This window comes from Arthrobacter sp. 'calajunan' (assembly GCF_046940185.1).
Classification (GTDB): domain Bacteria; phylum Actinomycetota; class Actinomycetes; order Actinomycetales; family Micrococcaceae; genus Glutamicibacter; species Glutamicibacter soli.
Map to the genome: position 1 here is coordinate 136,462 of NZ_JBKZDY010000008.1, position 21,604 is coordinate 158,065.

20 protein-coding genes are annotated in these 21,604 nt (G+C 66.2%); 14 read left to right on the forward strand and 6 right to left on the reverse strand.

Annotation, left to right across the window (positions count from 1 at the left end):
• Positions 1-5 precede the first annotated feature (5 nt).
• Entirely contained in the window at positions 6-458 is a 453-nt protein-coding gene (aroQ, locus tag RF641_RS13490; RefSeq protein ID WP_047119844.1) for a type II 3-dehydroquinate dehydratase, read from the reverse strand.
• A 168-nt stretch (positions 459-626) separates the two neighbouring features.
• Between aroQ and RF641_RS13495 the strand changes: the two genes are divergently transcribed.
• Positions 627-1,265, forward strand: a complete 639-nt coding sequence (locus RF641_RS13495; protein ID WP_113607485.1) for a hypothetical protein — start codon at positions 627-629, stop codon at positions 1,263-1,265.
• A gap of 97 nt (positions 1,266-1,362) precedes the next feature.
• Here the strand turns inward: RF641_RS13495 and acs are convergent, their stop codons facing one another.
• Positions 1,363-3,339, reverse strand: a complete 1,977-nt coding sequence (gene acs, locus RF641_RS13500) for an acetate--CoA ligase (protein WP_424573393.1) — start codon at positions 3,337-3,339, stop codon at positions 1,363-1,365.
• Between the two features lie 236 nt (positions 3,340-3,575).
• Here acs and nth point away from each other — a divergent pair, with 236 nt between their 5' ends.
• Both nth and RF641_RS13510 read left to right on the forward strand, forming a co-directional pair.
• Positions 3,576-4,358, forward strand: coding sequence for an endonuclease III (gene nth, locus RF641_RS13505; RefSeq protein WP_286163394.1), 783 nt, complete (start codon positions 3,576-3,578; stop codon positions 4,356-4,358).
• A complete protein-coding gene (locus tag RF641_RS13510) occupies positions 4,355-5,032 on the forward strand; it encodes an NUDIX hydrolase (RefSeq protein WP_424573394.1) in 678 nt (225 codons plus the stop codon). The genes nth and RF641_RS13510 overlap by 4 nt, the downstream gene beginning before the upstream one ends.
• A 25-nt stretch (positions 5,033-5,057) precedes the next feature.
• On the opposite strand, the gene RF641_RS13515 is transcribed toward RF641_RS13510, so the two are convergent.
• Positions 5,058-6,722: a bifunctional 3'-5' exonuclease/DNA polymerase gene (locus RF641_RS13515; RefSeq protein WP_424573395.1), complete on the reverse strand. Its 1,665-nt coding sequence runs from the start codon at positions 6,720-6,722 to the stop codon at positions 5,058-5,060.
• Between the two features lie 87 nt (positions 6,723-6,809).
• Here RF641_RS13515 and RF641_RS13520 point away from each other — a divergent pair, with 87 nt between their 5' ends.
• The 7 genes from RF641_RS13520 (at position 6,810) to RF641_RS13550 (ending at position 11,454) form a co-directional block, all read left to right on the forward strand.
• Entirely contained in the window at positions 6,810-7,949 is a 1,140-nt protein-coding gene (locus tag RF641_RS13520) for a hypothetical protein (RefSeq protein WP_424573396.1), read from the forward strand.
• Complete coding sequence (locus RF641_RS13525; protein WP_424573397.1) at positions 7,946-9,187, forward strand: TadA family conjugal transfer-associated ATPase; 1,242 nt, start codon at positions 7,946-7,948, stop codon at positions 9,185-9,187. The genes RF641_RS13520 and RF641_RS13525 overlap by 4 nt, the downstream gene beginning before the upstream one ends.
• Positions 9,187-9,876 (forward strand): type II secretion system F family protein, encoded by a 690-nt coding sequence (locus RF641_RS13530; protein WP_424573398.1) that lies wholly within the window; start codon positions 9,187-9,189, stop codon positions 9,874-9,876. The genes RF641_RS13525 and RF641_RS13530 overlap by 1 nt, the downstream gene beginning before the upstream one ends.
• 119 nt (positions 9,877-9,995) lie before the next feature.
• A complete protein-coding gene (locus RF641_RS13535) occupies positions 9,996-10,421 on the forward strand; it encodes a type II secretion system F family protein (protein ID WP_424573399.1) in 426 nt (141 codons plus the stop codon).
• A 126-nt stretch (positions 10,422-10,547) separates the two neighbouring features.
• Positions 10,548-10,730 (forward strand): DUF4244 domain-containing protein, encoded by a 183-nt coding sequence (locus tag RF641_RS13540; RefSeq protein WP_047119835.1) that lies wholly within the window; start codon positions 10,548-10,550, stop codon positions 10,728-10,730.
• A gap of 2 nt (positions 10,731-10,732) precedes the next feature.
• Positions 10,733-11,071 (forward strand): TadE family type IV pilus minor pilin, encoded by a 339-nt coding sequence (locus RF641_RS13545; protein ID WP_424573400.1) that lies wholly within the window; start codon positions 10,733-10,735, stop codon positions 11,069-11,071.
• Positions 11,068-11,454 carry an Rv3654c family TadE-like protein gene (locus RF641_RS13550; RefSeq protein WP_424573401.1) on the forward strand — a complete coding sequence of 129 codons (387 nt, stop codon included), beginning with the start codon at positions 11,068-11,070 and terminating at the stop codon, positions 11,452-11,454. The genes RF641_RS13545 and RF641_RS13550 overlap by 4 nt, the downstream gene beginning before the upstream one ends.
• A gap of 9 nt (positions 11,455-11,463) precedes the next feature.
• On the opposite strand, the gene RF641_RS13555 is transcribed toward RF641_RS13550, so the two are convergent.
• Both RF641_RS13555 and RF641_RS13560 read right to left on the reverse strand, forming a co-directional pair.
• Complete coding sequence (locus RF641_RS13555) at positions 11,464-13,794, reverse strand: DEAD/DEAH box helicase (RefSeq protein WP_424573402.1); 2,331 nt, start codon at positions 13,792-13,794, stop codon at positions 11,464-11,466.
• 119 nt (positions 13,795-13,913) lie between these two features.
• A complete protein-coding gene (locus tag RF641_RS13560; protein ID WP_047119831.1) occupies positions 13,914-14,570 on the reverse strand; it encodes a GNAT family N-acetyltransferase in 657 nt (218 codons plus the stop codon).
• A 163-nt stretch (positions 14,571-14,733) separates the two neighbouring features.
• Here RF641_RS13560 and trhO point away from each other — a divergent pair, with 163 nt between their 5' ends.
• On the forward strand, positions 14,734-15,633 hold the full coding sequence (gene trhO, locus RF641_RS13565; protein ID WP_047119830.1) for an oxygen-dependent tRNA uridine(34) hydroxylase TrhO: 900 nt from the start codon (positions 14,734-14,736) through the stop codon (positions 15,631-15,633).
• A gap of 91 nt (positions 15,634-15,724) precedes the next feature.
• Here the strand turns inward: trhO and RF641_RS13570 are convergent, their stop codons facing one another.
• Positions 15,725-16,312 (reverse strand): GNAT family N-acetyltransferase, encoded by a 588-nt coding sequence (locus tag RF641_RS13570; RefSeq protein ID WP_120989098.1) that lies wholly within the window; start codon positions 16,310-16,312, stop codon positions 15,725-15,727.
• Positions 16,313-16,386: 74 nt separating this feature from the next.
• Here RF641_RS13570 and RF641_RS13575 point away from each other — a divergent pair, with 74 nt between their 5' ends.
• The 3 genes from RF641_RS13575 to topA all read left to right on the forward strand — a co-directional run bounded on the left by RF641_RS13575 (position 16,387) and on the right by topA (position 21,592).
• Positions 16,387-17,976 carry a DUF7059 domain-containing protein gene (locus tag RF641_RS13575; RefSeq protein ID WP_053798596.1) on the forward strand — a complete coding sequence of 530 codons (1,590 nt, stop codon included), beginning with the start codon at positions 16,387-16,389 and terminating at the stop codon, positions 17,974-17,976.
• A 23-nt stretch (positions 17,977-17,999) separates the two neighbouring features.
• A complete protein-coding gene (locus RF641_RS13580) occupies positions 18,000-18,650 on the forward strand; it encodes an ArsR/SmtB family transcription factor (protein ID WP_052772456.1) in 651 nt (216 codons plus the stop codon).
• 152 nt (positions 18,651-18,802) lie between these two features.
• Positions 18,803-21,592, forward strand: a complete 2,790-nt coding sequence (topA, locus tag RF641_RS13585) for a type I DNA topoisomerase (RefSeq protein ID WP_424573403.1) — start codon at positions 18,803-18,805, stop codon at positions 21,590-21,592.
• Positions 21,593-21,604 lie beyond the last annotated feature (12 nt).

Genomic DNA, 21,604 nt, shown 5'->3' on the forward strand with positions numbered 1-21,604 from the left:
CCGCGCTACTTGCCCAGCAGGTGGGCCATCTGCTCCACGGCCAGGCGGTAGCCGTTGACCCCGGCGCCGATGATGATGGAGCTGGCCACGGGGGAGATGTACGAGTGGTGGCGGAACGCCTCTCGCTTGTGCACGTTCGAGATATGCACCTCGATGGCAGGCAGTTCCACGCCGCTGATGGCATCAGCCAGCGCAATCGAGGTATGGGTGAAGGCCCCTGGGTTGATCACGATTCCCGCAGCGGTGGTGCGCGCCTCGTGTATGGCGTCCAGCAGCACGCCCTCGTGGTTTGACTGCACCGCGGTGAGCTCGAAGCCCAGGGACTGCGCCGTGCTGCGGGCCAGGGCCTCGACATCGGCCAGCGTCTCGCGGCCGTAGATCTCGGGTTCGCGGGTGCCCAGCAGATTCAGATTGGGTCCGTTGAGCAGCAGGATGGTGCGTGAGGCGTTTTCAGTCATGAAGTCAATCTAGTACAGCCACGCACTCCGTCGACGTTCCATGACGAACTAATCCCTAGGCGAAGAACCCGTCGCCTCCCTGCCGTCACCTGGCCGTTCGGAATACCGGAACCTGTTTCCCCTGGGTATATTCGATGGAGGAAAACAGGGAATCACCGGGAGGTTCGTGTGAACAGGAACGCCAAGCGCATTGTCGGCAACATTTCGGTCGGCGCGTTCCTGGCCGGGGTTGTCGCGATTCTGGCGGTGAACCACGTCGACCCTGACTTCCTGACAAATGATGCGGAGCTCACCGCCGAAGCCAACGCCGGCACCCCGATCGTCCAGGGCCCCATCGTGCCCCTGGAACTCCCCACCGCCAAGGCGACCACTCCGGCGCAGGTCGAGAACGCACGCCAGATCGCTCTGGACATGGGGCGCTCGGAAGCGACCTGGGACAAGAACTGCGTCGCCTGGAATCCCGCCGAGTCCGGGGGAGCGCGGCAGCAGTGGGCCAATCGGGTGGCCGCGTCGTGGCTGGAGTCCGCGGGGGCAGGGTGCCCCGATGCCATGACCTGGCCGTATTACTATGTTGAATCATTCGACTCGACCGCGCCCGGGCAGCTGCGCATCACCATGGAGCAGGCAGTAGCCTCCGACCCGCAGATCTTCACCGACGCACCCGGAGACCTCGAATTCATCGCCGAGGAAGTCATCGACGCGACGCACCAGAAGTTCACTGACCTGGAGACGGTCCACGTGGTGGTCGAGGGCCACAGCTCCACGTCCTCGGTCGGTGTCGCTGGACGCCTAGAGTCCGCGCGCTAGAGCCTGCTGACGCCGGGCACGACACAGGCCGCCGCCCGGATGAGCTCCTCCTACTGGGAAGCACGACCGGACGGCGGCCTGGTGCGCCGCGTGGCGGCTACTTCTTCATCGACTGCGCGATCTGTGACATGACGGTGTTGTCTGCCAGCGTGGTGGCGTCGCCGACCTCGCGGCCCTCGGCCACGTCCTTGAGCAGGCGGCGCATGATCTTGCCCGAGCGGGTCTTCGGCAGCTCGGGGACCACCAGCACGTGCTTCGGCTTGGCGATCGGCCCGATGTCCTTGCCTACGTGGTTGCGCAGGGTCGCCACGACATCCTCGTCCTCGGCCGGTTCGGCCTGCAGGATCACGAACGCGACAACTGCCTCGCCGGTGGTCTCGTCCTTCGCACCGACCACGGCGGCCTCGGCCACGTACGGGTGGGCGACCAGGGAGGACTCGATCTCGGTGGTGGACAGGCGGTGCCCCGAGACGTTCATGACGTCGTCCACGCGGCCCAGCAGCCAGATATCCCCATCGTCGTCCTTCTTCGCGCCGTCGCCGGCGAAGTACATGTTCTCGAAGCGGGACCAGTAGGTGTCCTTGTAGCGGTCCATGTCGCCCCAGATGCCGCGCAGCATCGCAGGCCACGGGTCGCGGATGACCAGGAAGCCGCCCTCGCCGTCGGCGACCGAGTTGCCGGCCTCGTCGACCACGTCGATGCTGATGCCCGGCACGGCGACCTGGGCGGAGCCCGGCTTGGTCTTGGTGACGCCCGGCAATGGCGCGATCATGTGGGCGCCGGTTTCGGTCTGCCACCAGGTGTCGACGATCGGGGTCGGGTTGTCCTTCTTCTCGCCGTTGGCGCCGTTGTTGGAGCCGATGACCTCGCGGTACCACATCCAGGCTTCCGGGTTAATCGGTTCGCCCACGGAGCCGAGCACACGCAGGGAGGACAGGTCGTAGCCGTCCGGGATCTGCCGTCCCCACTTCATGAAGGTGCGGATGGCGGTCGGGGCGGTGTACAGGATGCTCACGCCGTACTTCTGCACGATCTCCCACCAGCGGCCCTGGTGCGGGGTGTCCGGGGTGCCTTCGTAGATGACCTGGGTGCCGCCGTTGACCAGCGGCGCGTAGGTGACGTAGGAGTGGCCGGTGACCCAGCCGATGTCGGCGGTGCACCAGTAGACGTCCGACTCCGGATGCAGGTCGAAGGTGTCGCGGTGGGTGACGGCGGTCTGGGTGAGGAAGCCGCCGGTGGTGTGCACGATGCCCTTGGGCTTGCCGGTGGTGCCGGAGGTGTACAGCACGAACAGCGGGTGCTCGGAATCGTGGCCCACGGCGGTGTGCTCGGTGCTGGCAGAATCCACCACATCGTGCCACCACGAATCCAGCGGGCCGAACTCGGTGGGCTCGCCGTTGCGCTTGACGACCACAACGTTCTGCACGGTGTGGCCAGGGGCGGACAGCGCCTCGTCGACCGCTGGCTTCAGCGGGCTCGGCTTGCCGCGGCGCCAGGTGCCGTCGGCGGTGACCACGAGCTTGGCGTCCGCGTCGTCGATGCGGCTGCGCAGCGCGTCGGCGGAGAAGCCGCCGAAGACCACCGAGTGGATGGCACCGATGCGGGCGCAGGCCAGCATGGTGATGACCGCTTCCGGGATCATCGGCAGGTAGACGGCCACGCGGTCGCCCTTTTCGATGCCCAGGGACTCGAAGGCGTTCGCGGCCTTCTTGACCTCGTCGGTCAGCTGTGCGTAGGTGTAGGTGCGGGTGTCGCCCGGCTCGCCCTCGAAGTAGATGGCCACGCGGTCGCCCAGGCCGTTCTCGACGTGGCGGTCCAGTGCGTTGTAGGCCGCGTTGACCTTGCCGCCGACAAACCACTTGGCGACCGGCGCTTCGGACCAGTCCAGGGTTTCGGTGAAGTCCGTGTCCCAGGTGAGGACCTGCCGCGCCTGGTCGGCCCAGTAGCCCAACCGGTCGGCCGCCGCGGCGTCATAGCGGGCCTGGGTGGCAACGGCGTTGTCGCTGAATTCCTTGCTCGGTGCGAATGACCGGGTTTCGTTCGACAGGTTATCCAAGGTCTTGGACTCGCTCACGGTAGGTTGGTCCTTCCAGTTAGACACGTTTAACTCTGTGATCAAAGTTACACGCTTCAGGGCCCGTCTGTGTGGTTTGTGTCACGGATTGGCGCGGGAGTGGGTGAATTCTGCGCCAAGCGGTCGAAGCGCGCGCTGAACTGCATGCCAGCCGTTGCGCGAATGCGCCGCAGAACTGGGATTGGATTAGTGAAAACCGCTGCGGTCCGTGGCAGTATCGAAGCGTGGCTGTGAATGTGAAAATTGAAACGGAGCTGGGGCTCAAGCGCCGGGCACGCAAGATGAACCGTCTGCTGGCAGAGGCCTACCCCTATGCGGTGCCGGAACTGGATTTCGAGAATCCCTTCGAACTGCTCGTCGCGACGGTGCTCTCCGCACAGACCACCGATGTCCGCGTCAACGCGATCACCCCCGCGTTGTTCGCCCGCTTTCCGGACGCCCACGCCATGAGCCAGGCCGACCGCGGCGAACTGGAGGAACTGATCCGGGCCACCGGCTTCTTCCGCGCCAAAACCGAATCGCTGCTCGGGCTCTCAGCCGCCCTGGTCGAGCGCTTCGACGGCGAGGTCCCGCCCAAGCTCGACGAGCTGGTCAAGCTGCCGGGCGTGGGGCGCAAGACCGCCAATGTGGTGCTGGGCAATGCCTTCGGCGTTCCGGGCATTACCGTGGACACGCACTTCGGACGCCTGGCCAACCGCTTCGGGTGGACCGATGAGACCGACCCGGTGAAGGTCGAGCACGCCGTCGGCAAGCTGTTCGAGAAGCGCGACTGGACCATGCTCAGCCACCGTGTGGTGTTCCACGGCCGCCGGGTCTGCCACTCCCGCAAACCCGCGTGCGGGGCCTGCGTGCTGGCCAAGCTGTGCCCTTCCTACGGCATCGGCGAGGAAATACCGGCCAAGGCAAAAGCGTTGCTTAAGTACGAACTCGCTCCGGGGCGTGAAGAGCTGCTGGACAAGATGCTCGCCGGAGCCACCCGCCGTGAACTGCGGGCCGAGGGATTTGGATTGGACGCATGAGCGCACTGAAGGACTTGAAGCAGGTTGTCGCCGAGCATTCGCACACGGTGGGTGCGACGCAAAAACTCCCGGATTCCTGGGCATTCAAGCAGCTTGACGCCAACAGCGTGCGCCGCGCCGCGATCCTGATGCTCTTCGGCTCGGCCGACGGCCGGGGACTGACCCAGAACGCGGATCCCGCCGACCTGGACCTCCTGTTCGTCGAGCGCGCCGAGACCCTGCGCTCCCATGCCGGGCAGATTTCATTCCCCGGCGGCGGGATCGATCCCGAGGACGCCTCGGAAACCGACGCCGCGCTGCGCGAAGCCTGGGAGGAAACCGGCGTGCAGACCTCGGGCATCGAGGTGCTGGGTCAGCTGGCAGCGACCGAGCTGCCGGTCTCCAACTTCATCGTCACCCCGGTGCTTGGATGGTGGCACACCGAATCCGCGGTGTTCCCCGTCGATCCCGGCGAGAGCGCGGGAGTCTTCCGCGCACCCGTCGCCCACCTGCTGGACCCGCGCAACCGGGTGCTGGGCGTGGTGCAGCGCGGAGGGCGCAAGTTCAGTGCTCCCGCCTTCGAATACGAGGGCCGGGTGATCTGGGGCTTCACCGCGATGCTGGCGGACAAGCTGTTCAACGAGTTGGGCTGGACCAGGCCGTGGTCGCCCAAGCGCGAAATCCGCATGCTCTAGGCAGGCCTGCCAAACCTGTTTCCTGCTATTTCGCCTCGGCGTAGTTCTGGGTGATCGCCACGCTGACCGGGAAGCTCACCGACTGCTCCCCGAACAGCGTGCGCCCGGCGAGCGCGGCCGCATGCCTGATGATCTCGGCCAGCTGCGGAGCCAGCCCGGTGGGGCATTCGAAGACGATTTCGTCGTGGACGAAGAAGACCTGGCGGCACTCTTGGCTCCAGCCGGCCTGGTGGATCAGATGGCGGGCGTGGCCCATCCAGATCAAGGCCCATTCGGCGGCGGTCGACTGCACCACGAAATTGCGGGTGAACCGGCCGCGGGAACGGGCCGCCAAGTCGGCGGCGCGCTGGGAGGCTTCGTCGCGGGTGCCGCGCTGCGCCTGCATCCAGCGTTCATCCGCCGGCGGGCACCCGCGGCCCAGGTAGCTGCTCACCCCGTCGCCGCGTTCGCCGGCGCGGGCTGCCGAATCGACGAAATCCATGGCTGCGGGGAAGTTCTTCTTCAACGCGGCCCCCACGGCCTGCGCGCCCCCGGAAGTGCCGCCGTAGATGACCGACAGCATGCCCAGCTTGGCTTCGTTGCGGTCCTTGACCAACCCTGCGTCGATGAGCCACTGGTAGAGGTCGTCCTGCAGACCCGCCTGCTGGAGATTGCGGTCCCGGGACATGGCGGCGAGGATCCGCGGTTCCAGTTGGCGCCCGTCTGCCACCACGAAGGTCCGGCCTTCCGGGGTCCGCACGACCTGGCGGATGGAATGCGGCAGCTGCAGCGCCCCGCCACCCGAGGCTGCCCAACGTCCGGAGGCGACGGTGCCCAGGACATAGTGGGGATGGAATCGTCCGTGGGCGACCCACGCGTCCAGCCAGGCATCCCCGTGGGTGCTGGCAAGCCGCGACAGCTTCTTGTATTCGAGCACCTGGGTGATGGCGGGGTGCGTGATCTGCTCCAGTTCCCAGGCCCTGATCGACTGCACCGCGAATCCCGCCCGGTGCAGGGCGCGCAGCAGCTCCTGCGGGGAGTCGGGGTTCAGCCCCGGGGACTGCAGGTTCTGCCCCAGCTGCTGGGCCAGGGCGGCGAGCTTCGGCGGGCGCACGGAGTCCGGGACGCGCTCGCCGAGCATCCGGCGCAGCAGTTGCCGGTGCCCGTGCTCGTCCCAGGACAGCCCCGCGCTCTCCATCTCCGCGGCGATCAGCGCACCCACGGATTCGGCATGGATCAGCAGCTGCAGCCGCTTGAAGGCCGCGGGGTCCGAGGGCATGGCCTGCAGCTGGGCGGCGAACATGTTCACCAGTTCCTGCAGTGACTCCCCGCTGACCGGGGCGGAGAACAACGCGCCTTGGTCTCCCGTGTCCCGGGACGAGGGCGGGTTCTCCAGATCAATATCCGGAAGCCGCACCGCGGCCAGCGGGCTGCGGTGCAGGATGCGCTGGGCCAGCGAGAGCACATGCGCCTTGGCGAGGTGGACATCTACGGAGGTCAGCAGCTCCAGCCACGGGGAGGTGCGCAGCATCACCCAGCGCGGGGAGCGCGACTGCTCGATCTCGCCGACGACCTGGCAGAGCTCTTCCCGTGAGGCGGTCCGGGCCGGGGTGAGCGGTTCGCCGCTGGCGGCATCGCGTAGCTGCAGCAGGGCGAATCCCTCGGGATCCGCTGCGAGAAAGGCCAGAACGCCAGATTGTCCACGGGGCATGCTTCCATTGTGCCGTGGCCAGGGGCGATATCCCCAGTTCGCGGGCGCCGGGAACCGACCGGAACCGGGGGATGGCAACTTCGACCCATGAACTGGTTACCCTTTCGCCCGCACGACCCCGGGCCCGGAGTCGATTCTCGGTTCGTCCCGCTGTCCTTGGACTCCGCGCTCCGGGAGGCGCCGCCGCTCCGCGTCCAGCCCCGGGAAGTCCAACGGGCCGAGCCCGGGGGACCTGCCTGCGTGCTGGTGAGCGACGACGAAAACCTGGTGGCGCAGTGCGCGTTGATTTCCCTGGGCGCCGCGGTCCGGATTTCCCGGTGTTCCAGCTCCTCGCCGATGATCCATGACGCCGAGGGGCCGGTGCTGTGGGGCGCGGATGCGCTAGGCGAGGCCTTGGCCGGCTCCGCCCGGTGCGATGTGCTGGTGGGGCACGACGAGCAAGCGCAGACCTTGTGGGAAGCGGCCAGCCGGCTGCCCCTGTCGAGGGTTGCGATCCTTCCCGGCGCGAGCCAATGGCTGGGCGAGTACCTGGGGCTGTGGTGCATGAGATCGGGGCATGGGCATACCGTGGCCTTGGGCTCACGGGCCGGAGGGGTGGGCACCAGCACCCTTGCGGTGTTGCTCGCCCACGCCGGAACGCTGAGCGGTCTGCACAGCCTCGTGGTGGACCTGGATCCCCACTCCTGCGGGTTGTGGCCGCGGATCTGCGCCAGGCCTCCCACCGGCATCAGATGGGACGAATTGGCGGGCTCGGGCGGGGCGCTGGCCTCGCATCAGTTGGTCGAGACGCTTCCTACGGTGCGGGGGACTGCGGTGCTCACCTGGTCCGGAACTCCACCTCGTGCAGCGGTGGACGGAGCATTGACAGCCAGGCTGTTGACGGCTGCGCGGCAGGGATTCGACCTGCTGGTACTGGATACCGGGCGGACACCGCATCCGGGGTCGGAGGCGATAGGCCATTTCACCGACCGGCAGATCACGGTGTGCGATGCCTCGAGCATTCCGCCGCGCGGGGACTACGTGCTGCGCGCGGATCACAGAATGCCGACGGCGGCAATGGAGAGCCGCTCCCTGCTGGGCAAGCTGTCCCATACAACCTCGATAGAACGGGCCGTTGACCGCGGCGACCTGCTCGATGCCCTGAGATCCCGAAGGCTCAGGCAGCAGCTGGCGGACCTGCGCCTGCTCCCGGTGGCAGAGGACGCGGGATCGCGGGGCGCACCATGAGCCCCGGGCGCCATTCGCCATCAGCGCAGAAATTCGCCAGCACTCACGAACTGGATTCGCGCATCCTGCAATCGGTCCGGGACCGCGCCCTGGCCAGCGGAGGAGAACTCGACGCCATCTCCCTGGCGAGCGCCGTCCACGAGTCGGGAGCCGCCCTCGGCTCGCGCGGCGCGACCGAATCGCTGAAGGCCTTGCAGGACGAAGTCGCCGGTCTGTCGATCCTTGAGCGTTTCGCCCAGGGACCCGGGATCACGGATGTGCTTGTGGACGGCCAAGGCCAGGTGTGGACCGATTCGCCCCGCGGACTGGAACTCACGGGGTTCCGCTTTTCTTCACCTGAACAGGTGCGCTCGCTGGCCGTGCATCTGGCGACCCTGGCAGGACGGCGATTGGACGCTTCCAGCCCTTTCATGGACATGAGCGTCAAGAACTACCGGGTGCACGCGGTGCTCCCGCCCATTGCCACCGAAGGACCGCTGATTTCCATCCGCGTGAAAACCGAACAGCTGCTCTCCCTGGAGACCGTCCTCGCCCAAGCACCGGAATTCTGGCACACGGTGCTGAGCGAAGTGATGGGACGCCAGTTGAATTTCCTGGTGACCGGCGGCACCGGCAGCGGTAAAACGACCCTGCTCCAGGCCATGCTGGCACAGGCCAGCGGCAAGCAACGACTGGTGATCATCGAGGACTCCCATGAGCTCAACGTCGACCACCGCCACGTGGTGAGCCTGCAGACACGCACCGCGAACGTTGAATCCGCAGGCCAGATAGAGCTCAAGGACCTGGTCGCCCAAGCACTGCGCATGAGACCCGACCGGCTGGTCATAGGCGAGTGCCGCGGGGCGGAGATCCGGGATTTCCTTGCGGCCATGAACACCGGCCACCAGGGAGCAGCCGGCACTCTGCACGCCAATAACCCAGAATCCGTCCCGGCCCGCCTGGCCGCATTGGGCGCCCTGGCCGGGTGGGGCCTGCAAGCCACCTCGCTGCAGGCAGCCAGCGCCTTTGACCTGATCATCCATATGCGTCGGCAGCCCTCCGGGGTGCGCTCGCCGGTGGCGTTGGGAAGCCTGTCCACCGATTCGAACGACCGCTTGGACGTGCGCATGCTGATTGACACGGGAACACCGAACTGCCCGGATGCCGGTAGCCTGAGACTGCTGCACGAGAAACTCGGTGCGCAGGCCTCTGCCGAGGTCGCCCAGTGGCATGCCAACCGTGCACGGCAGGGGGAGTGATGACTGCGGTACTCCTATTGCTGCTCGCCGGGTGGTGGCTGTGGCACCCTGGGCGGCAGTTGTCCGGCGGGACAAGGCAAATCAGCATCCTGGGCAGCGGAAAATTTCCTGCCCCACGAGCCGGCGCACAGCAGCAGGCACTGGCCCTGGACGCCCAGATCATTCGCGAGCTGGCCGCGCTGATGCGCAGCGGCTTGATGTTCCCGCAGGCCATCGAAGCCCTATTGCAGGTACGTACCGAACAAAGCCCGGTACTGGCCGCCTTGCGCCGGCTGAAAGCCCAGGCCGCGTTCCGTGGCGCGCAGGCCGAAGCAATGGAGCACACCGGGGAACACGAGGACGGTGGGCCGGTCCAAAGGCTCTCCTGGTGCCTGGATCTTTCATCGCAGACCGGCGCCCCGCTGGCCGGGGTGCTGGACCAGCTGGCCGAGGACCTGGAAGCGGAATTGCTCGCCCGGCAGTCGTTCGACGCCGCCATGGCAGGTCCCAGGGCGACCACACGGCTGTTGACCTGGTTGCCGGTGGTGGGGCTCGGTGCGGGGTTCATCCTCGGCATCGACGTCGGAACCACCTTGCTGACCTCATGGCCCGCGCAGCTGAGCCTCGCCGTGGGAGCAGGGCTGTGGGCGCTGAACAGGATCTGGTGCCGGCGGCTGCTCGCGGCAACAACTGCGCAGGCCCTGCAATGACTGCGGTGGCGTTGCTCTGCCTGGTGTCCGCAGTCCTGCTGTGGAATCCCCGCAGGCCTGCGTGGACCCGCGAACGGGGGGTCAATCCGCCGGCCGTCCGGGTCCGGGACAAGTCTTCGGTGCAAGGAAGTGAACCCATTGACCTGGTCCTGGACCTCGGGGCCAGCCTCATGGATTCCGGGCTGCCCATGACCACGCTGCTTGAATCGATGGGGCGCTGCATTCCGCAGTGCTCGGCGTTGCGGACCGTGGCCCGATGCCTGGAGATGAACATGGAGTGGGACAAAGCCTGGGAACCCGCCCCGGCGTGGCTCGCCCCGCTGCAACGGTCCCTGGGCTTTGCCCAGGCTACCGGAGCGCCGGCGTCCGCGCTGCTGAGGAATACCGCCCAGCTGCAACGCCGGCAACGGGTCCAGCACGTCGCCCGCTGCGGCGCGCAGTTCGCCACCAAACTGGTGCTGCCGCTGGGAGCCTGCGCCCTTCCTGCCTTCATCGCCCTGGGCGTGGTGCCGCTGATCATCGCGTTGTTCCCGCACTTCGGCTGACCCCGGCGGGTTATGCCCACCTTGCAGCCAACCCCAACCGCGGCAGCGGAATCAGTGCGAGCCTGAAAACACCATCGCCTCCCCACCCGGGAAGGAAACGATGCCACCCGAGCGAAAGGAACGGACATGACTACCACCCTGAACAGGCTGCGCGAACGGCTCGACGAGGAACAAGGCTCTACCACCGCGGAATTCGCCATGGTCACCCTCGCGGCCGTAGCCTTCGCCGGCCTGCTGATCAGCATCCTGTCCAGCGGCGACGTGCGGGGCATGCTGATGGGCCTCATCAGCAAGGCCTTGAGCCTGTAACCATGGACCGCATGGATGACCGCGGCAGCAGCACGGCGGAATTCGCCGTGCTGCTGCCGGCCATCGCGGTCATGCTGTCGCTGCTGCTGTGCCTCGGGGTCCTGGGGATGCGGCAGATCCAGGTCCAGCAGGCGGCCGGGGCGATGGCCAGGGAGCTGGCCCGTGGCGAGGACACCGACGCGGCCCGGGCGCGGGGCATTCAGTTGGCCGGGACCTCGGCCCGTTACACGGTCGGCAACGGGGGAGGATACGCCACGGTCACGGTGGCCAAATCGGTAGACCTGCCGGTGGTGGGAGCGGTCGAGGTCCGAGGCACCGCACGCGTGGCGAACGAAAAATGAGCTGCGCGGAATTCAGCTCGCAACGGGGGAGCAGCACCGTCGCGGCCACGGCACTGGTGATCGCCGCACTGCTGCTCGCCGCGGGCATTCTCGTCTGGTCCGCGGTGACCCGAGCGGCGATGCAGGCCGCCTCAGCGGCGGACCTCGCCGCCTTGGCTGCGGCTGATACGGCCCGGGGACTGCGCGCCGGGGATCCGTGCGCCGCCGCCGGGCTGCTGGCCTCGGCCAACGAGGCACGGCTGGAATCCTGCGTCATCGAGGCGGACGGAACCACAGTCCGCGTGCAGGTTTCGGTGGCGATCACGTTTTCCGCGCTGGGAATCGAGTTCCCGGCGGCCTCCGCCCAAGCCCGGGCGGGCGCTCCGCCGCTGACCCGGCACTAGCTGAACCAGTTAGAAATGGTGCCGCGGCTGGACATCCTCCAGCACGGCGCTGAGCAGCAGCACCGCCCCGGCCTTGTCCAGCGGATTGTTCCGATTGCCGCATTTGGGAGACTGCACGCAGCTGGGGCAGCCGCTTCGGCACTCGCACGCTTCGATGGCATCCCGGGTGGCCCGCACCCAGGTGGAGAACTTCTCGAAGCCGCGCTCGGCGAATCCGGCCCCTCCCGGCTGCGCGTCATACACGAAAATCGTTGGATGGCCGGTGTCCATGTGCAGCGCGGTGGACACCCCGCCGATATCCCAGCGGTCGCTGGTGGCCACCAGCGGCAGCAACCCGATCATCGCATGCTCGGCCGCGTGCAGCGCGCCGGGGAACTGGTCCACGGTCAGCCCCGCGCGCAGCAGCCGCTGCTCGGGCAAGGTGAACCAGACGGACTTGGTGTGCAGGTCCCGCGCTTCGAGGTCCAGCGGCTCCTCGGAGAGTACCTCGTTGGAGGCGATGGACTTGCGCTGGTACGAGACCACCTGGGTGGTCACGATGACATCGCCGAAGTAGATCTCCAGCTCGCGGTGCGTGCTGGTGCGCTCCTGGGCCTCGATGGCCACCGTGGTCAGGTCGCGGGCGGTGGTGTAGTAGTCGGGGTTCACCCGTGTCACGATCACCACGTGGTTCTGCTCGTCCAGTTCTTCCACGTGGTAGCTGGCGCCCTGGTGCACGTAGATGGCGCCCGGGTGGGCCTGGTAGTGGCTCTGCGGCGAGTCCATGGTCCCCAGCAGCGCGCCGGTCTCGGCATCGATGATGTCCACCGGCCCGCCCCCATCGGCCCGGATGGAGAACATCCCGGCCGCATGCTGGGGATGGGTCCAGAACCATCCGGCAGGCCGCCGCCGCAGATACCCGCGCTGCACCAGGGACTCAAGCAGCGCCTCGGTGTGCGGGCCGAAGATCTCCAGCTCCTCGGGGCGCAGCGGATTCTCCTGGGCTGCCGCGCACAGATGCCCGCTGAGGACATACTTGTTCTGCGGGTCGAAGACGGTAGCTTCCACGCCGAGGTCGAAGATCGCCTCCGGGTGGCTGACCAGGTAGGTGTCCAGCGGGTCCTCGGCGGCCACGAACAGCGCCAAGGCGTCCTGGCCGGAGCGCCCCGCCCGGCCGATCTGCTGGAAGAAGGATGCGCGGGTTCCGGGCCAGCCGGCGACCACCACGGCATCCAGCCCCGAGATATCGATTCCCAATTCCAGCGCTGAGGTGGAGGTGACGCCGAGCAGCTCGCCGGAACGCAGCTTGCGTTCAACCTCGCGCCGCTCTCTTGGCAGATAGCCCGACCGGTAGGCGGCCAGCCTGACGGACAGCTCGGGCGCGAAATTCTCCAAATGCTTGCGCGTGAGGGTGGCGATGGTCTCAGCCCCTCGCCGGGATTTGATGAAGACGATGGTTCGCACGTGGTCCGCCATCAGGTCGGTGAGAATCGACGCGCTCTCGGCGATGGCGGTGCGGCGCAGCGGGGCGCCGTTTTCCCCGGTGCGCTCGGACAGGGGCGGTTCCCACAGCCCGATCACCAGTTCGCCGGAGGCCGAGAAATCGCGCGTCACCGCCGACACCTCGGCTCCGATGAGCCGGCCGAAGGATTCCTCGGGATCGGAGCTGGTGGCCGAGGCACCGATGAACACCGGATGATTGCCGTAGTGCGCGCAGATCCGGCGCAGCCGCCGCATCAGGTTCGCCACATGGGCCCCGAAGACCCCGCGGTAGGAGTGGGCCTCGTCGATGACCACGTACTTCAGCCGCTTGAAGAAACGGGACCAGGCCGGATGGTTCGGCAGGATGCCGCGGTGCAGCATGTCGGGGTTGGTGAAAACGAAGTTCCCGTGCTGCCGCACCCAGGCGCGCGTGCCCTGGTCGGTGTCGCCGTCATAGGCTGCCGCTCGGACTCCGGGGACCTTGAGCGCTTCAACAGACGAGAGCTGGTCGGCGGCCAGGGCCTTGGTAGGGCAGATATACAGCACGGAGGCCTGTGCGCTGGCGTCGTTGGCGGCAGTGTCCTTGGTGCGGAAAAGCGCATCGATGGACGGCATGAGGTAGGCCAGGGATTTGCCCGAAGCGGTTCCGGTGGAGATGATCGTGTGCTTCCCTGCATGGATCAGGTCCGCGGCCTGCACCTGGTGCAGCCATGGTTCATTGATGCCCAGCCCTTGGAACGTCGCTTTAACTTCCTCGGCCAGCCAGCCGGGCCACGGTGCGGTGATCTGGTCCTTGGCCGGGACGCTGCGCCGGTGCATCACGGCTTCCGGATCGTTGCTCCGATCGTAGGGATCAAGCAGGGCGCGCACAGACTTCACGAAACACAGCCTTTCGACGCCGGAACGGTGGGATGCGCCGCGGTGGAGTCCGCGGTGTTAAAAGACTAGCGCCGTCGCAGCCGGGAACGGCTGCAACGGCGAGAGCAAAGAATTGTACTTTAGGCTTTGAAGTTGACGACCTTGCCCAGGGAAGTCCATCCCAGGGAGGCGTAGAGCTTCTGGCCGTCCACCGAAGCGATCAGCAGGCCCTCGTCCACGTCGTGCTCCTGGGCCAGCGAGGCCAGTGCACGCATCACCAGGGTGCCAAGACCCTTGCGTCGGAAGTCCGGTCCGGTGATGATGCGGTCGAAAATGGCGTAGCCTTCGACTGCGGAAACGTGGCCGGACGCGGCGACGATTTCCTGGTTGTCCTCGGGGTGCAGGGAGACGTATGCATGGGTGCCGTCGCGCTCGATCTGGAATATGAAGCCTTCGGCAGGCAGCGGGACCTCGACGTCGTGCACTGCCAGCTCCGTGACCATCAATACTTCATCGTCGGCGGCGACCTGCAGGCCAACCTCGGACGCGGTGGCCAGCAGCTGCTCGACGGAATCGTCGAATGCGGTCAAACGGCGGTTCGGGTGCTTCTTCAGGGTTTCGGCGACAGCGGCGAGCTCTTCCTTCGAAGGGCCGTAGATCACGTATTCCCAGTCTTCGGTGGTGTCGTGACGCAACGCTGCATGGACGCGTCCCTCATTACGGGTCTCGTAACCGCGGGCTCCCGCCCAGCCGGCGACCCAGGTGCCAATCAGTTCATCGCTTGCGTTTGATGCCATGTCTTGACCCTACCTTGTCTTTCCTAGGAATTAGCTGACATTGCGCCAATCGTTGCCTAGTTGAAACGAAAGAATCCTCCCGGCCCCCGGAATAGCGCGCCGGAGAATGTGATTTTGCTCGTTCACCCGGCGTTTCATGCCGTTCAACCACTAAACTTGGGGTGTGGCCATTGAACGCATTGTCTTGTATTACGCATTTACTCCGCTCCCCGATCCGGAGGCTGTCCGCCTGTGGCAGCGCTCGCTGCTGGAACGCTGGGGACTGCGCGGACGCATCATCATCTCCAAGGACGGGATTAACGGAACCGTCGGCGGCGAACTTTCAGCCGTCAAGAAGTACGTGAAAGCGACCCGCGAATTGCCTGCCTTCAAGAAGATGGACATCAAGTGGTCCGAGGGCTCCGCGGCGGACTTCCCGCGCATCTCGGTGAAGGTCCGCGACGAGATCGTCACCTTCGGAGCCCCGGGCGAACTCGAGGTCGACGAGAACGGGGTCGTGGGCGGCGGAACGCACCTGCGTCCCGAGGAGCTGCACGAATTGGTGGAGGCCAAGGAGCAGTCGGGTTCCAAGGTGCACTTCTTCGACGGCCGCAACGCCTTCGAAGCCCAGATCGGCAAGTTCAAGGACGCCATCGTCCCCGACGTGGACACCACCCGGGACTTCGTCGCGGAACTGGATTCGGGCAAGTACGACCACCTGAAGGACCAGCCGGTGGTCACCTACTGCACCGGCGGCATCCGCTGCGAGGTGCTCTCCGCACTCATGGTCAAGCGCGGCTTCCAAGAGGTCTACCAGATGCAGGGCGGCATCGTCCGCTACGGCGAGAAGTACGGCGACGCAGGTCTCTGGGAAGGTTCGCTGTATGTCTTCGACAAGCGCATGCACACCGAGTTCACCGAGGATGCGGTGACCATCGGCGAATGCGTGGGCTGCCAGGGTCCGACGAATAAGTTCGAGAACTGCTCGAATCCTTCCTGCCGGAACCTGCGCTTGTTCTGCGAGGACTGCGCCCAGGACGAGAAGCTGCGCACCTGCCCGGACTGCAGCATGGCAGCCGTCTAGGACCCATCGTATTAAATGGCGGCAGGCCACCGGAAAACCGGTGGCCTGCCGCCCTTTTTTCGTGCCCGGAAGGGGACAGGCTTCTTTGAAGCTAGCCCGCGTGGACGCTGGTTTCCGGCCACAGTCCGATCGAGGCGTCCTTGACGTCGGTTTCCTCGGTTTCTTGCTTGTAGACCTTCAAGCCGCGGGCCTCGTAGTTCGGCAGCGCGGCCGGACCGTCCAGCGAGCAGGTGTGCAGCCAGACGCGGCTGACCGGAGGCAGCCCGGCGGTGCGCGAATCCACGGCCCAAGCCTGGCGCAGCACCTCTGTCAGCAGCAGGCCGCCCAAGCCCTGTCCAATGGCCTGCGGGAAGAGCCCGAAATAGAAGACCTCGACTTCGCTGCGTCCGTCGACCACTTCGGTCACCAGCTCCACGTAGCCTTGCGGCGCGCCGCGGCGGTACAGCACCCAGGTTTCCGAACCGTCCTGGCGCAGGACGGCGTCCCATTCTTCACGGGTCGAATTCAGCCGGTCGGCCCAGTTCAGGTCGCTGCCCACGCTGCGGTAGAGAAACTTTGAATACTCGGGCGAGATGTCCTGCACCAGCTCGATGCGCACATCTTGGGGCGCGGGACGTGAGGAAGGCTTGATTTCCTCGGGGGCGAGCAATTGCAGGTAGGTAATGGTGACGTTGGTCATGACCTATATTTTAGGCAAGCCGGGCGGGGAAATGCTCATCGGATCCTCTGTGTGCACTCGGTAGACTGGTTGGCGTGAATGCCGCCGAATTTTCAGCCCTTGAAGACGCCCCGCAGAGTTCAGATCTGCAGCTGCTCGAACGACTCGCCGAAGACCTGACCGCTATCGGGTTCAGCTACGACGAGGTTTCGCAGATGCTGGGCGAAGAAGCCTCCGCAGCGCTGGCCCGCGACCAGATCCTGCCGGCCCTGCGCGTGATCGAGCGCGACGCCGCCGACACGGAACTGGCCTGCGCCTTCCGGATCTTCCAGCTGGGCCGGACCGAGGAGGCCGCGGCGCTGAACAAGGCGTTCCCGAGCCTGAAGGTCGACGGGCTGCTGAAGCTCGGCCTGATCGAGCCGTGGGCCTCGGGGTACCGGGCCACCGTTGCGCTGACCTTGCATTCCTCGGACGCCGATGGCGAGCTGTGGGTTGCCCACGACCTCGGTGCGCACCAGCGCCCCGGGGTACTGCGCACCGACCACGTGCTGGGCATCGGGCAGGCCTCGCTGACCCTGGCCCAGATCACCCTGCGCGAAAAGGTCGACCGCGCGCTGGATCTGGGGACCGGCTGCGGCATCCAGCTCTTCCACCTGCTGGGCCACGCCAACCACGTCACCGCCACCGATCTGTCGGCTAGGGCGCTGGCATTCACCCGGTTCAACCTGCTGCTGAACCACAAGGTGCTGAAGCTGGATCCGCGCAATCTCCAGGACCGTGTCAGCCTGCTGCGCGGAAGCCTCTTCGAGCCGGTCGCCGGTCAGAAGTTCGACTTGATCGCCTCCAACCCGCCGTTCGTGATCACCCCGCGCCGCGCCACCGAGCGTGAAAAGGACCGCTTCACCTACCGTGACGGCGGCATGTCAGGGGACCGTCTGGTCAGCACGCTGATCGCCCAGGCGGGGGACTACCTGAACCCGGGCGCATCCATGCAGATGCTCTCGAACTGGGAGATTCATCGTCTGGATGACGATTCGAATGAGCCATGGGACCGCCGGGTCAAGAGCTGGTTCCCCGAGGACCTTGACGTGTGGGTCATCGAGCGCGAGCAGACCACCCCGAGCGTCTACGCCGAAACCTGGCTGCGCGACGCCTCGCAGACCGAGGACAGCTCCTCGTACGCCGCCGCCTACAACGCCTACCTGGATGATTTCGAATCACGCGGGGTCGGGGCCATCGGCTTCGGGCTGGTGTATTTCCGCAAGGCCGCTACCGGCGCGGCAACCCTCCGCCGCTTCGAGCAGATCACCCATCCCATCGAGCAGCCGGTGGCCGGGACGTTGCAGCGCGACATCGCGATGGCCGACGAACTGGCCGCGGCCGGCGAGGCTTTCCGCGACTGGCACCTGCTCGTGGCCGATGACGTCACCGAAGAACGCCACCAGCGTCCGGGGGCCGAGCATCCCGGAGTGATCCTGCTGCGCCAGGGTGCGGGGCTGCGCCGCACCGAGCTGCTGGACACTGCGCAGGCGGGTTTCGCCTCGGCCTGCGACGGCGATTTGTCGGTCGCGCAGCTGGTCAATGCCCTTGATTCGTTGATCGGGGAAGGGGAGGAAGACTTCACCGAACGGCTTTATGAAGCGGTGTCACGACTATTGCGACATGGCTTGCTTCGAAAAATGTGAAACAAGCGCTAAAGTTTTTCGGTATGACAGGGAACACACACCAGGAGCACGCTTTGGCGACGCAGGACGGCAACGGCACCGTGCCGCACGTCGTCTCCATAACCGATCCGCAGGCGATCCGGGCCCTGGCTCACGATGCACGTCTGATCGTGCTTGACGAACTTTTCGCTTCACAGACCACGCGCACCGCCACGGAGCTGGCGTCGCTGTGCGATCTGACACCCAGCGCCATGAGCTACCACCTGCGCGCGCTGGAGAAATACGGCTACGTCATCCGTGCCGCCAGCGAGGGCGACGCCCGGGAGCGCCGCTGGCGCGCCGCGGGCGAGCGCCTGGAGCTGAACACCCAGATCGACTCGGCCAACGCCAAGACCGCCTACCTGAATGTGCAGTTGAACGCATTCAGGACGCGCTTGAATGACGAGGTGCAGCGCCGCGAGGCGGAAGCGAAGGCGGGCATCGCCCCGTCTCCGGACAGGCCGCCCATGCTGACAAGCGGATTGGTCTTCCTTTCCGAGGAAAAACAGCTTCAATTCAACCGCCGCCTGCTGGACCTGGTCTACGAGTATGAAGCCATGGCCACAGCCGAGGAACGCAGCATCGACTCACAGCGTATGTTCTACTTAATCTCGTTGCTTCCCGAGTACCCGAGCGTCGGGGAGGCCAAGTCCTAGAAATATGTCTGGCGCAGGATCTTTTGATTTTCGGTGTAATATCATCGGGAATTGGGCCTGGCACTGCAGGCTCAATGAGTCAAAGCTGCGCTGGCGGCATGAGGGGCACCCCGCAAGGGGCTCCGGCATGCCGCGTTGTCTGAAGGAGAGCCGTGCCCGCCAAGGCCAAGGAAAAGACCGGTAAGAAACTCGTCATCGTCGAGTCTCCTGCCAAGGTGAAGTCGATCGCCAAGTATTTGGGTGAGGGCTTCGATGTGGACGCCTCGGTGGGCCACATCCGTGATCTTCCGCAGCCCTCGGAGCTTCCAACCGAGCTAAAAAAGACCTCGGTCGGCAAGTTCGCCGTGGACCTGGACAACGACTTCGAGCCGTATTATGTCGTCTACCCGGACAAGAAGAAGCGCGTCTCCGAGCTGAAGGCAAAGCTCAAGGAAGCCGACGAACTCTACCTCGCAACCGATGCGGACCGCGAAGGCGAAGCCATCGCGTGGCACCTGCTGCAGGTCCTGAAGCCCAAGGTTCCGGTACGCCGCCTGGCGTTCACCGAAATCACCAAGGAAGGCATCGCCCGCGCACTGGAGAACATGCGCGAGCTGGACACCGACCTGGTCGACGCGCAGGAAACCCGCCGCGTGCTGGACCGCCTCTACGGCTACGAGATCTCCCCGGTGCTCTGGCGCAAGGTCGCCCGCGGCCTGTCCGCCGGCCGTGTGCAGTCCGTGGCCACCCGTCTGGTCGTGGAGCGCGAGCGCGAGCGCATGGCGTTCATCTCCGCCGGCTACTGGGACATCAAGGGCACCTTCGCCACCTCCAACGGCGAATCCTTCGCCGCCAAGCTCTCGGCAGTGGACGGCGCCCGCGTTGCCTCCGGCCGCGACTTCGACGACCGCGGCCAGCTCAGGACCGCCCGCACCAAGCTGGCGCATCTGGACCAGGCCTCGGCCGAGTCCCTGGTGGCGAACCTGGCCAACACCGACTTCGCCGTCACCTCGGTCGAGGACAAGCCGTACACCCGCCGTCCGGCGGCCCCGTTCACCACCTCCACGCTGCAGCAGGAAGCCAGCCGCAAGCTGCGCTGGAGCTCCAAGGTGACCATGCAGATCGCCCAGCGCCTGTATGAAAACGGCTACATCACCTACATGCGTACCGACTCGGTGTTCCTGTCCAACGAGGCAGTCACCGCGGCGCGCAAGCAGGCCACCGAGCTCTACGGCGCGGAATCCGTGCCGGACAAACCGCGTGTCTACAAGGCCAAGTCCGACGCCGCCCAGGAAGCCCACGAAGCCATCCGCCCGGCCGGCGACATGTTCCGCCGCCCTACCGACGTGCGCTCCTCGCTGTCCAAGGACGAATACACCCTCTACGAGCTGATCTGGAAGCGAACCGTCGCCTCCCAGATGGCCGACGCCAAGGGTTTCACCGCCACCATCAAGCTCGCCGGCACCGCCAGCGACTCCCGTGTGGCCGAATTCTCCGCCTCCGGCACCGTGATCACCTTCCGCGGCTTCCTGTCCGCCTACGAAGAGGGCAAGGACCAGGAGCGCTCGGAGAACGCGGAGTCCGAGAACGCCGAAGCCCGCCTGCCGCAGCTGGCTACCGGCCAGCAGCTGGCCGGCGACGAGCTGACCGCGCTGGGCCACGAAACCACCCCGCCGGCCCGCTACACCGAGGCCTCGATCGTGGCCGAGCTGGAAAAGCGCGAGATCGGCCGCCCGTCGACCTACGCGCCGACCATCTCCACCATCATGGACCGCGGCTACGTCACCAAGCGCGGCGGCGCCCTGGTCCCGAGCTGGATCGCGTTCTCCGTGATCCGCCTGCTCGAAGAGCACTTCGCCCAGTACGTTGACTACGACTTCACCGCCCGCCTGGAAGACGACCTGGACGAGATCGCCAAGGGCCAGCGCGCCCGCACCGACTGGCTGAACCTGTTCTACTTCGGCAAGGACAACTCCAAGGGCCTGAAGCACGTGGTGGAGAACCTGGGCGACATCGATGCCCGAGCCATCAACTCCATCAAGATCACCGACGACATCACGCTGCGCGTGGGCAAGTTCGGACCGTACCTTGAACGCGCCCTGCCCGAGGGCGCCGAGGAAGGCACCGAGCCGCAGCGCGCCAACGTGCCCGAAGACCTGGCGCCGGACGAACTGACCGCGGAAAAGGCCGAGGAGCTGTTCGCCAATTCCAAGGTCTCGGAGAAGGAACTGGGTGTGGACCCGGAAACCGGCCGCAAGATCGTGGCCAAGGACGGACGCTACGGCGCCTACGTCACCGAGGTCATCCCGGAGCTGACCGAAGCGGAAATCGCGGCCCTGCCGGTCGAATACTACAAGAACGGCAAGCCCAAGCCCCCGAAGAAGCCGGCCAAGGTCAAGCCGCGCACCGGCAGCCTGTTCAAGTCCATGTCCGTTGAGACCGTGACGCTGGAGGACGCGCTGAAGCTGCTGAGCCTGCCGCGCGTGCTGGGCACCGACGCCGAGGGCGAAGAGATCACCGTGCAGAACGGCCGCTTCGGCCCGTACCTGAAGAAGGGCAGCGACTCGCGCTCCATCGAGAGCGAGGAGCAGATCTTCACCATCACCCTGGACGAGGCCCTGGCCATCTATGCGCAGCCCAAGCAGCGCGGCCGCCGCGCCGCGGTGCCGCCACTGGCGGAATTCGGCGTGGACCCGACCAGCGAGAAGAACATCGTGGTGAAGGACGGCCGCTTCGGCCCGTACATCACCGACGGCGTCACCAACATCACCGTTCCGCGCGGCACGTCTCTGGAGGAGCTGACCCGCGAGCAGGCCATCGAGCTGCTGGCGGATAAGCGCGCCCGCGGCCCGGTGAAGCGCACCGCGGCTAAGAAGGCGCCTGCCAAGAAGGCTCCGGCCAAGAAGCCGGCAGCCAAGAAGGCTCCGGCCAAGAAGCCCGCCGCGAAGAGCACCGAGAAGTAGACCGAGCACCAC

Bases quoted from the DNA above. Each gene is read 5' to 3' on its own strand.
- RF641_RS13525 (WP_424573397.1), top strand. From the start codon at position 7,946: ATGAGCCCCGGGCGCCATTCGCCATCAGCGCAGAAATTCGCCAGCACT.
- RF641_RS13580 (WP_052772456.1), top strand. From the start codon at position 18,000: ATGACAGGGAACACACACCAGGAGCACGCTTTGGCGACGCAGGACGGC.
- RF641_RS13530 (WP_424573398.1), top strand. From the start codon at position 9,187: ATGACTGCGGTACTCCTATTGCTGCTCGCCGGGTGGTGGCTGTGGCAC.
- RF641_RS13510 (WP_424573394.1), top strand. From the start codon at position 4,355: ATGAGCGCACTGAAGGACTTGAAGCAGGTTGTCGCCGAGCATTCGCAC.
- RF641_RS13545 (WP_424573400.1), top strand. From the start codon at position 10,733: ATGGACCGCATGGATGACCGCGGCAGCAGCACGGCGGAATTCGCCGTG.
- RF641_RS13520 (WP_424573396.1), top strand. From the start codon at position 6,810: ATGAACTGGTTACCCTTTCGCCCGCACGACCCCGGGCCCGGAGTCGAT.
- RF641_RS13570 (WP_120989098.1), bottom strand. From the start codon at position 16,312: ATGACCAACGTCACCATTACCTACCTGCAATTGCTCGCCCCCGAGGAA.
- RF641_RS13550 (WP_424573401.1), top strand. From the start codon at position 11,068: ATGAGCTGCGCGGAATTCAGCTCGCAACGGGGGAGCAGCACCGTCGCG.
- aroQ (WP_047119844.1), bottom strand. From the start codon at position 458: ATGACTGAAAACGCCTCACGCACCATCCTGCTGCTCAACGGACCCAAT.
- RF641_RS13540 (WP_047119835.1), top strand. From the start codon at position 10,548: ATGACTACCACCCTGAACAGGCTGCGCGAACGGCTCGACGAGGAACAA.
- RF641_RS13560 (WP_047119831.1), bottom strand. From the start codon at position 14,570: ATGGCATCAAACGCAAGCGATGAACTGATTGGCACCTGGGTCGCCGGC.
- RF641_RS13515 (WP_424573395.1), bottom strand. From the start codon at position 6,722: ATGCCCCGTGGACAATCTGGCGTTCTGGCCTTTCTCGCAGCGGATCCC.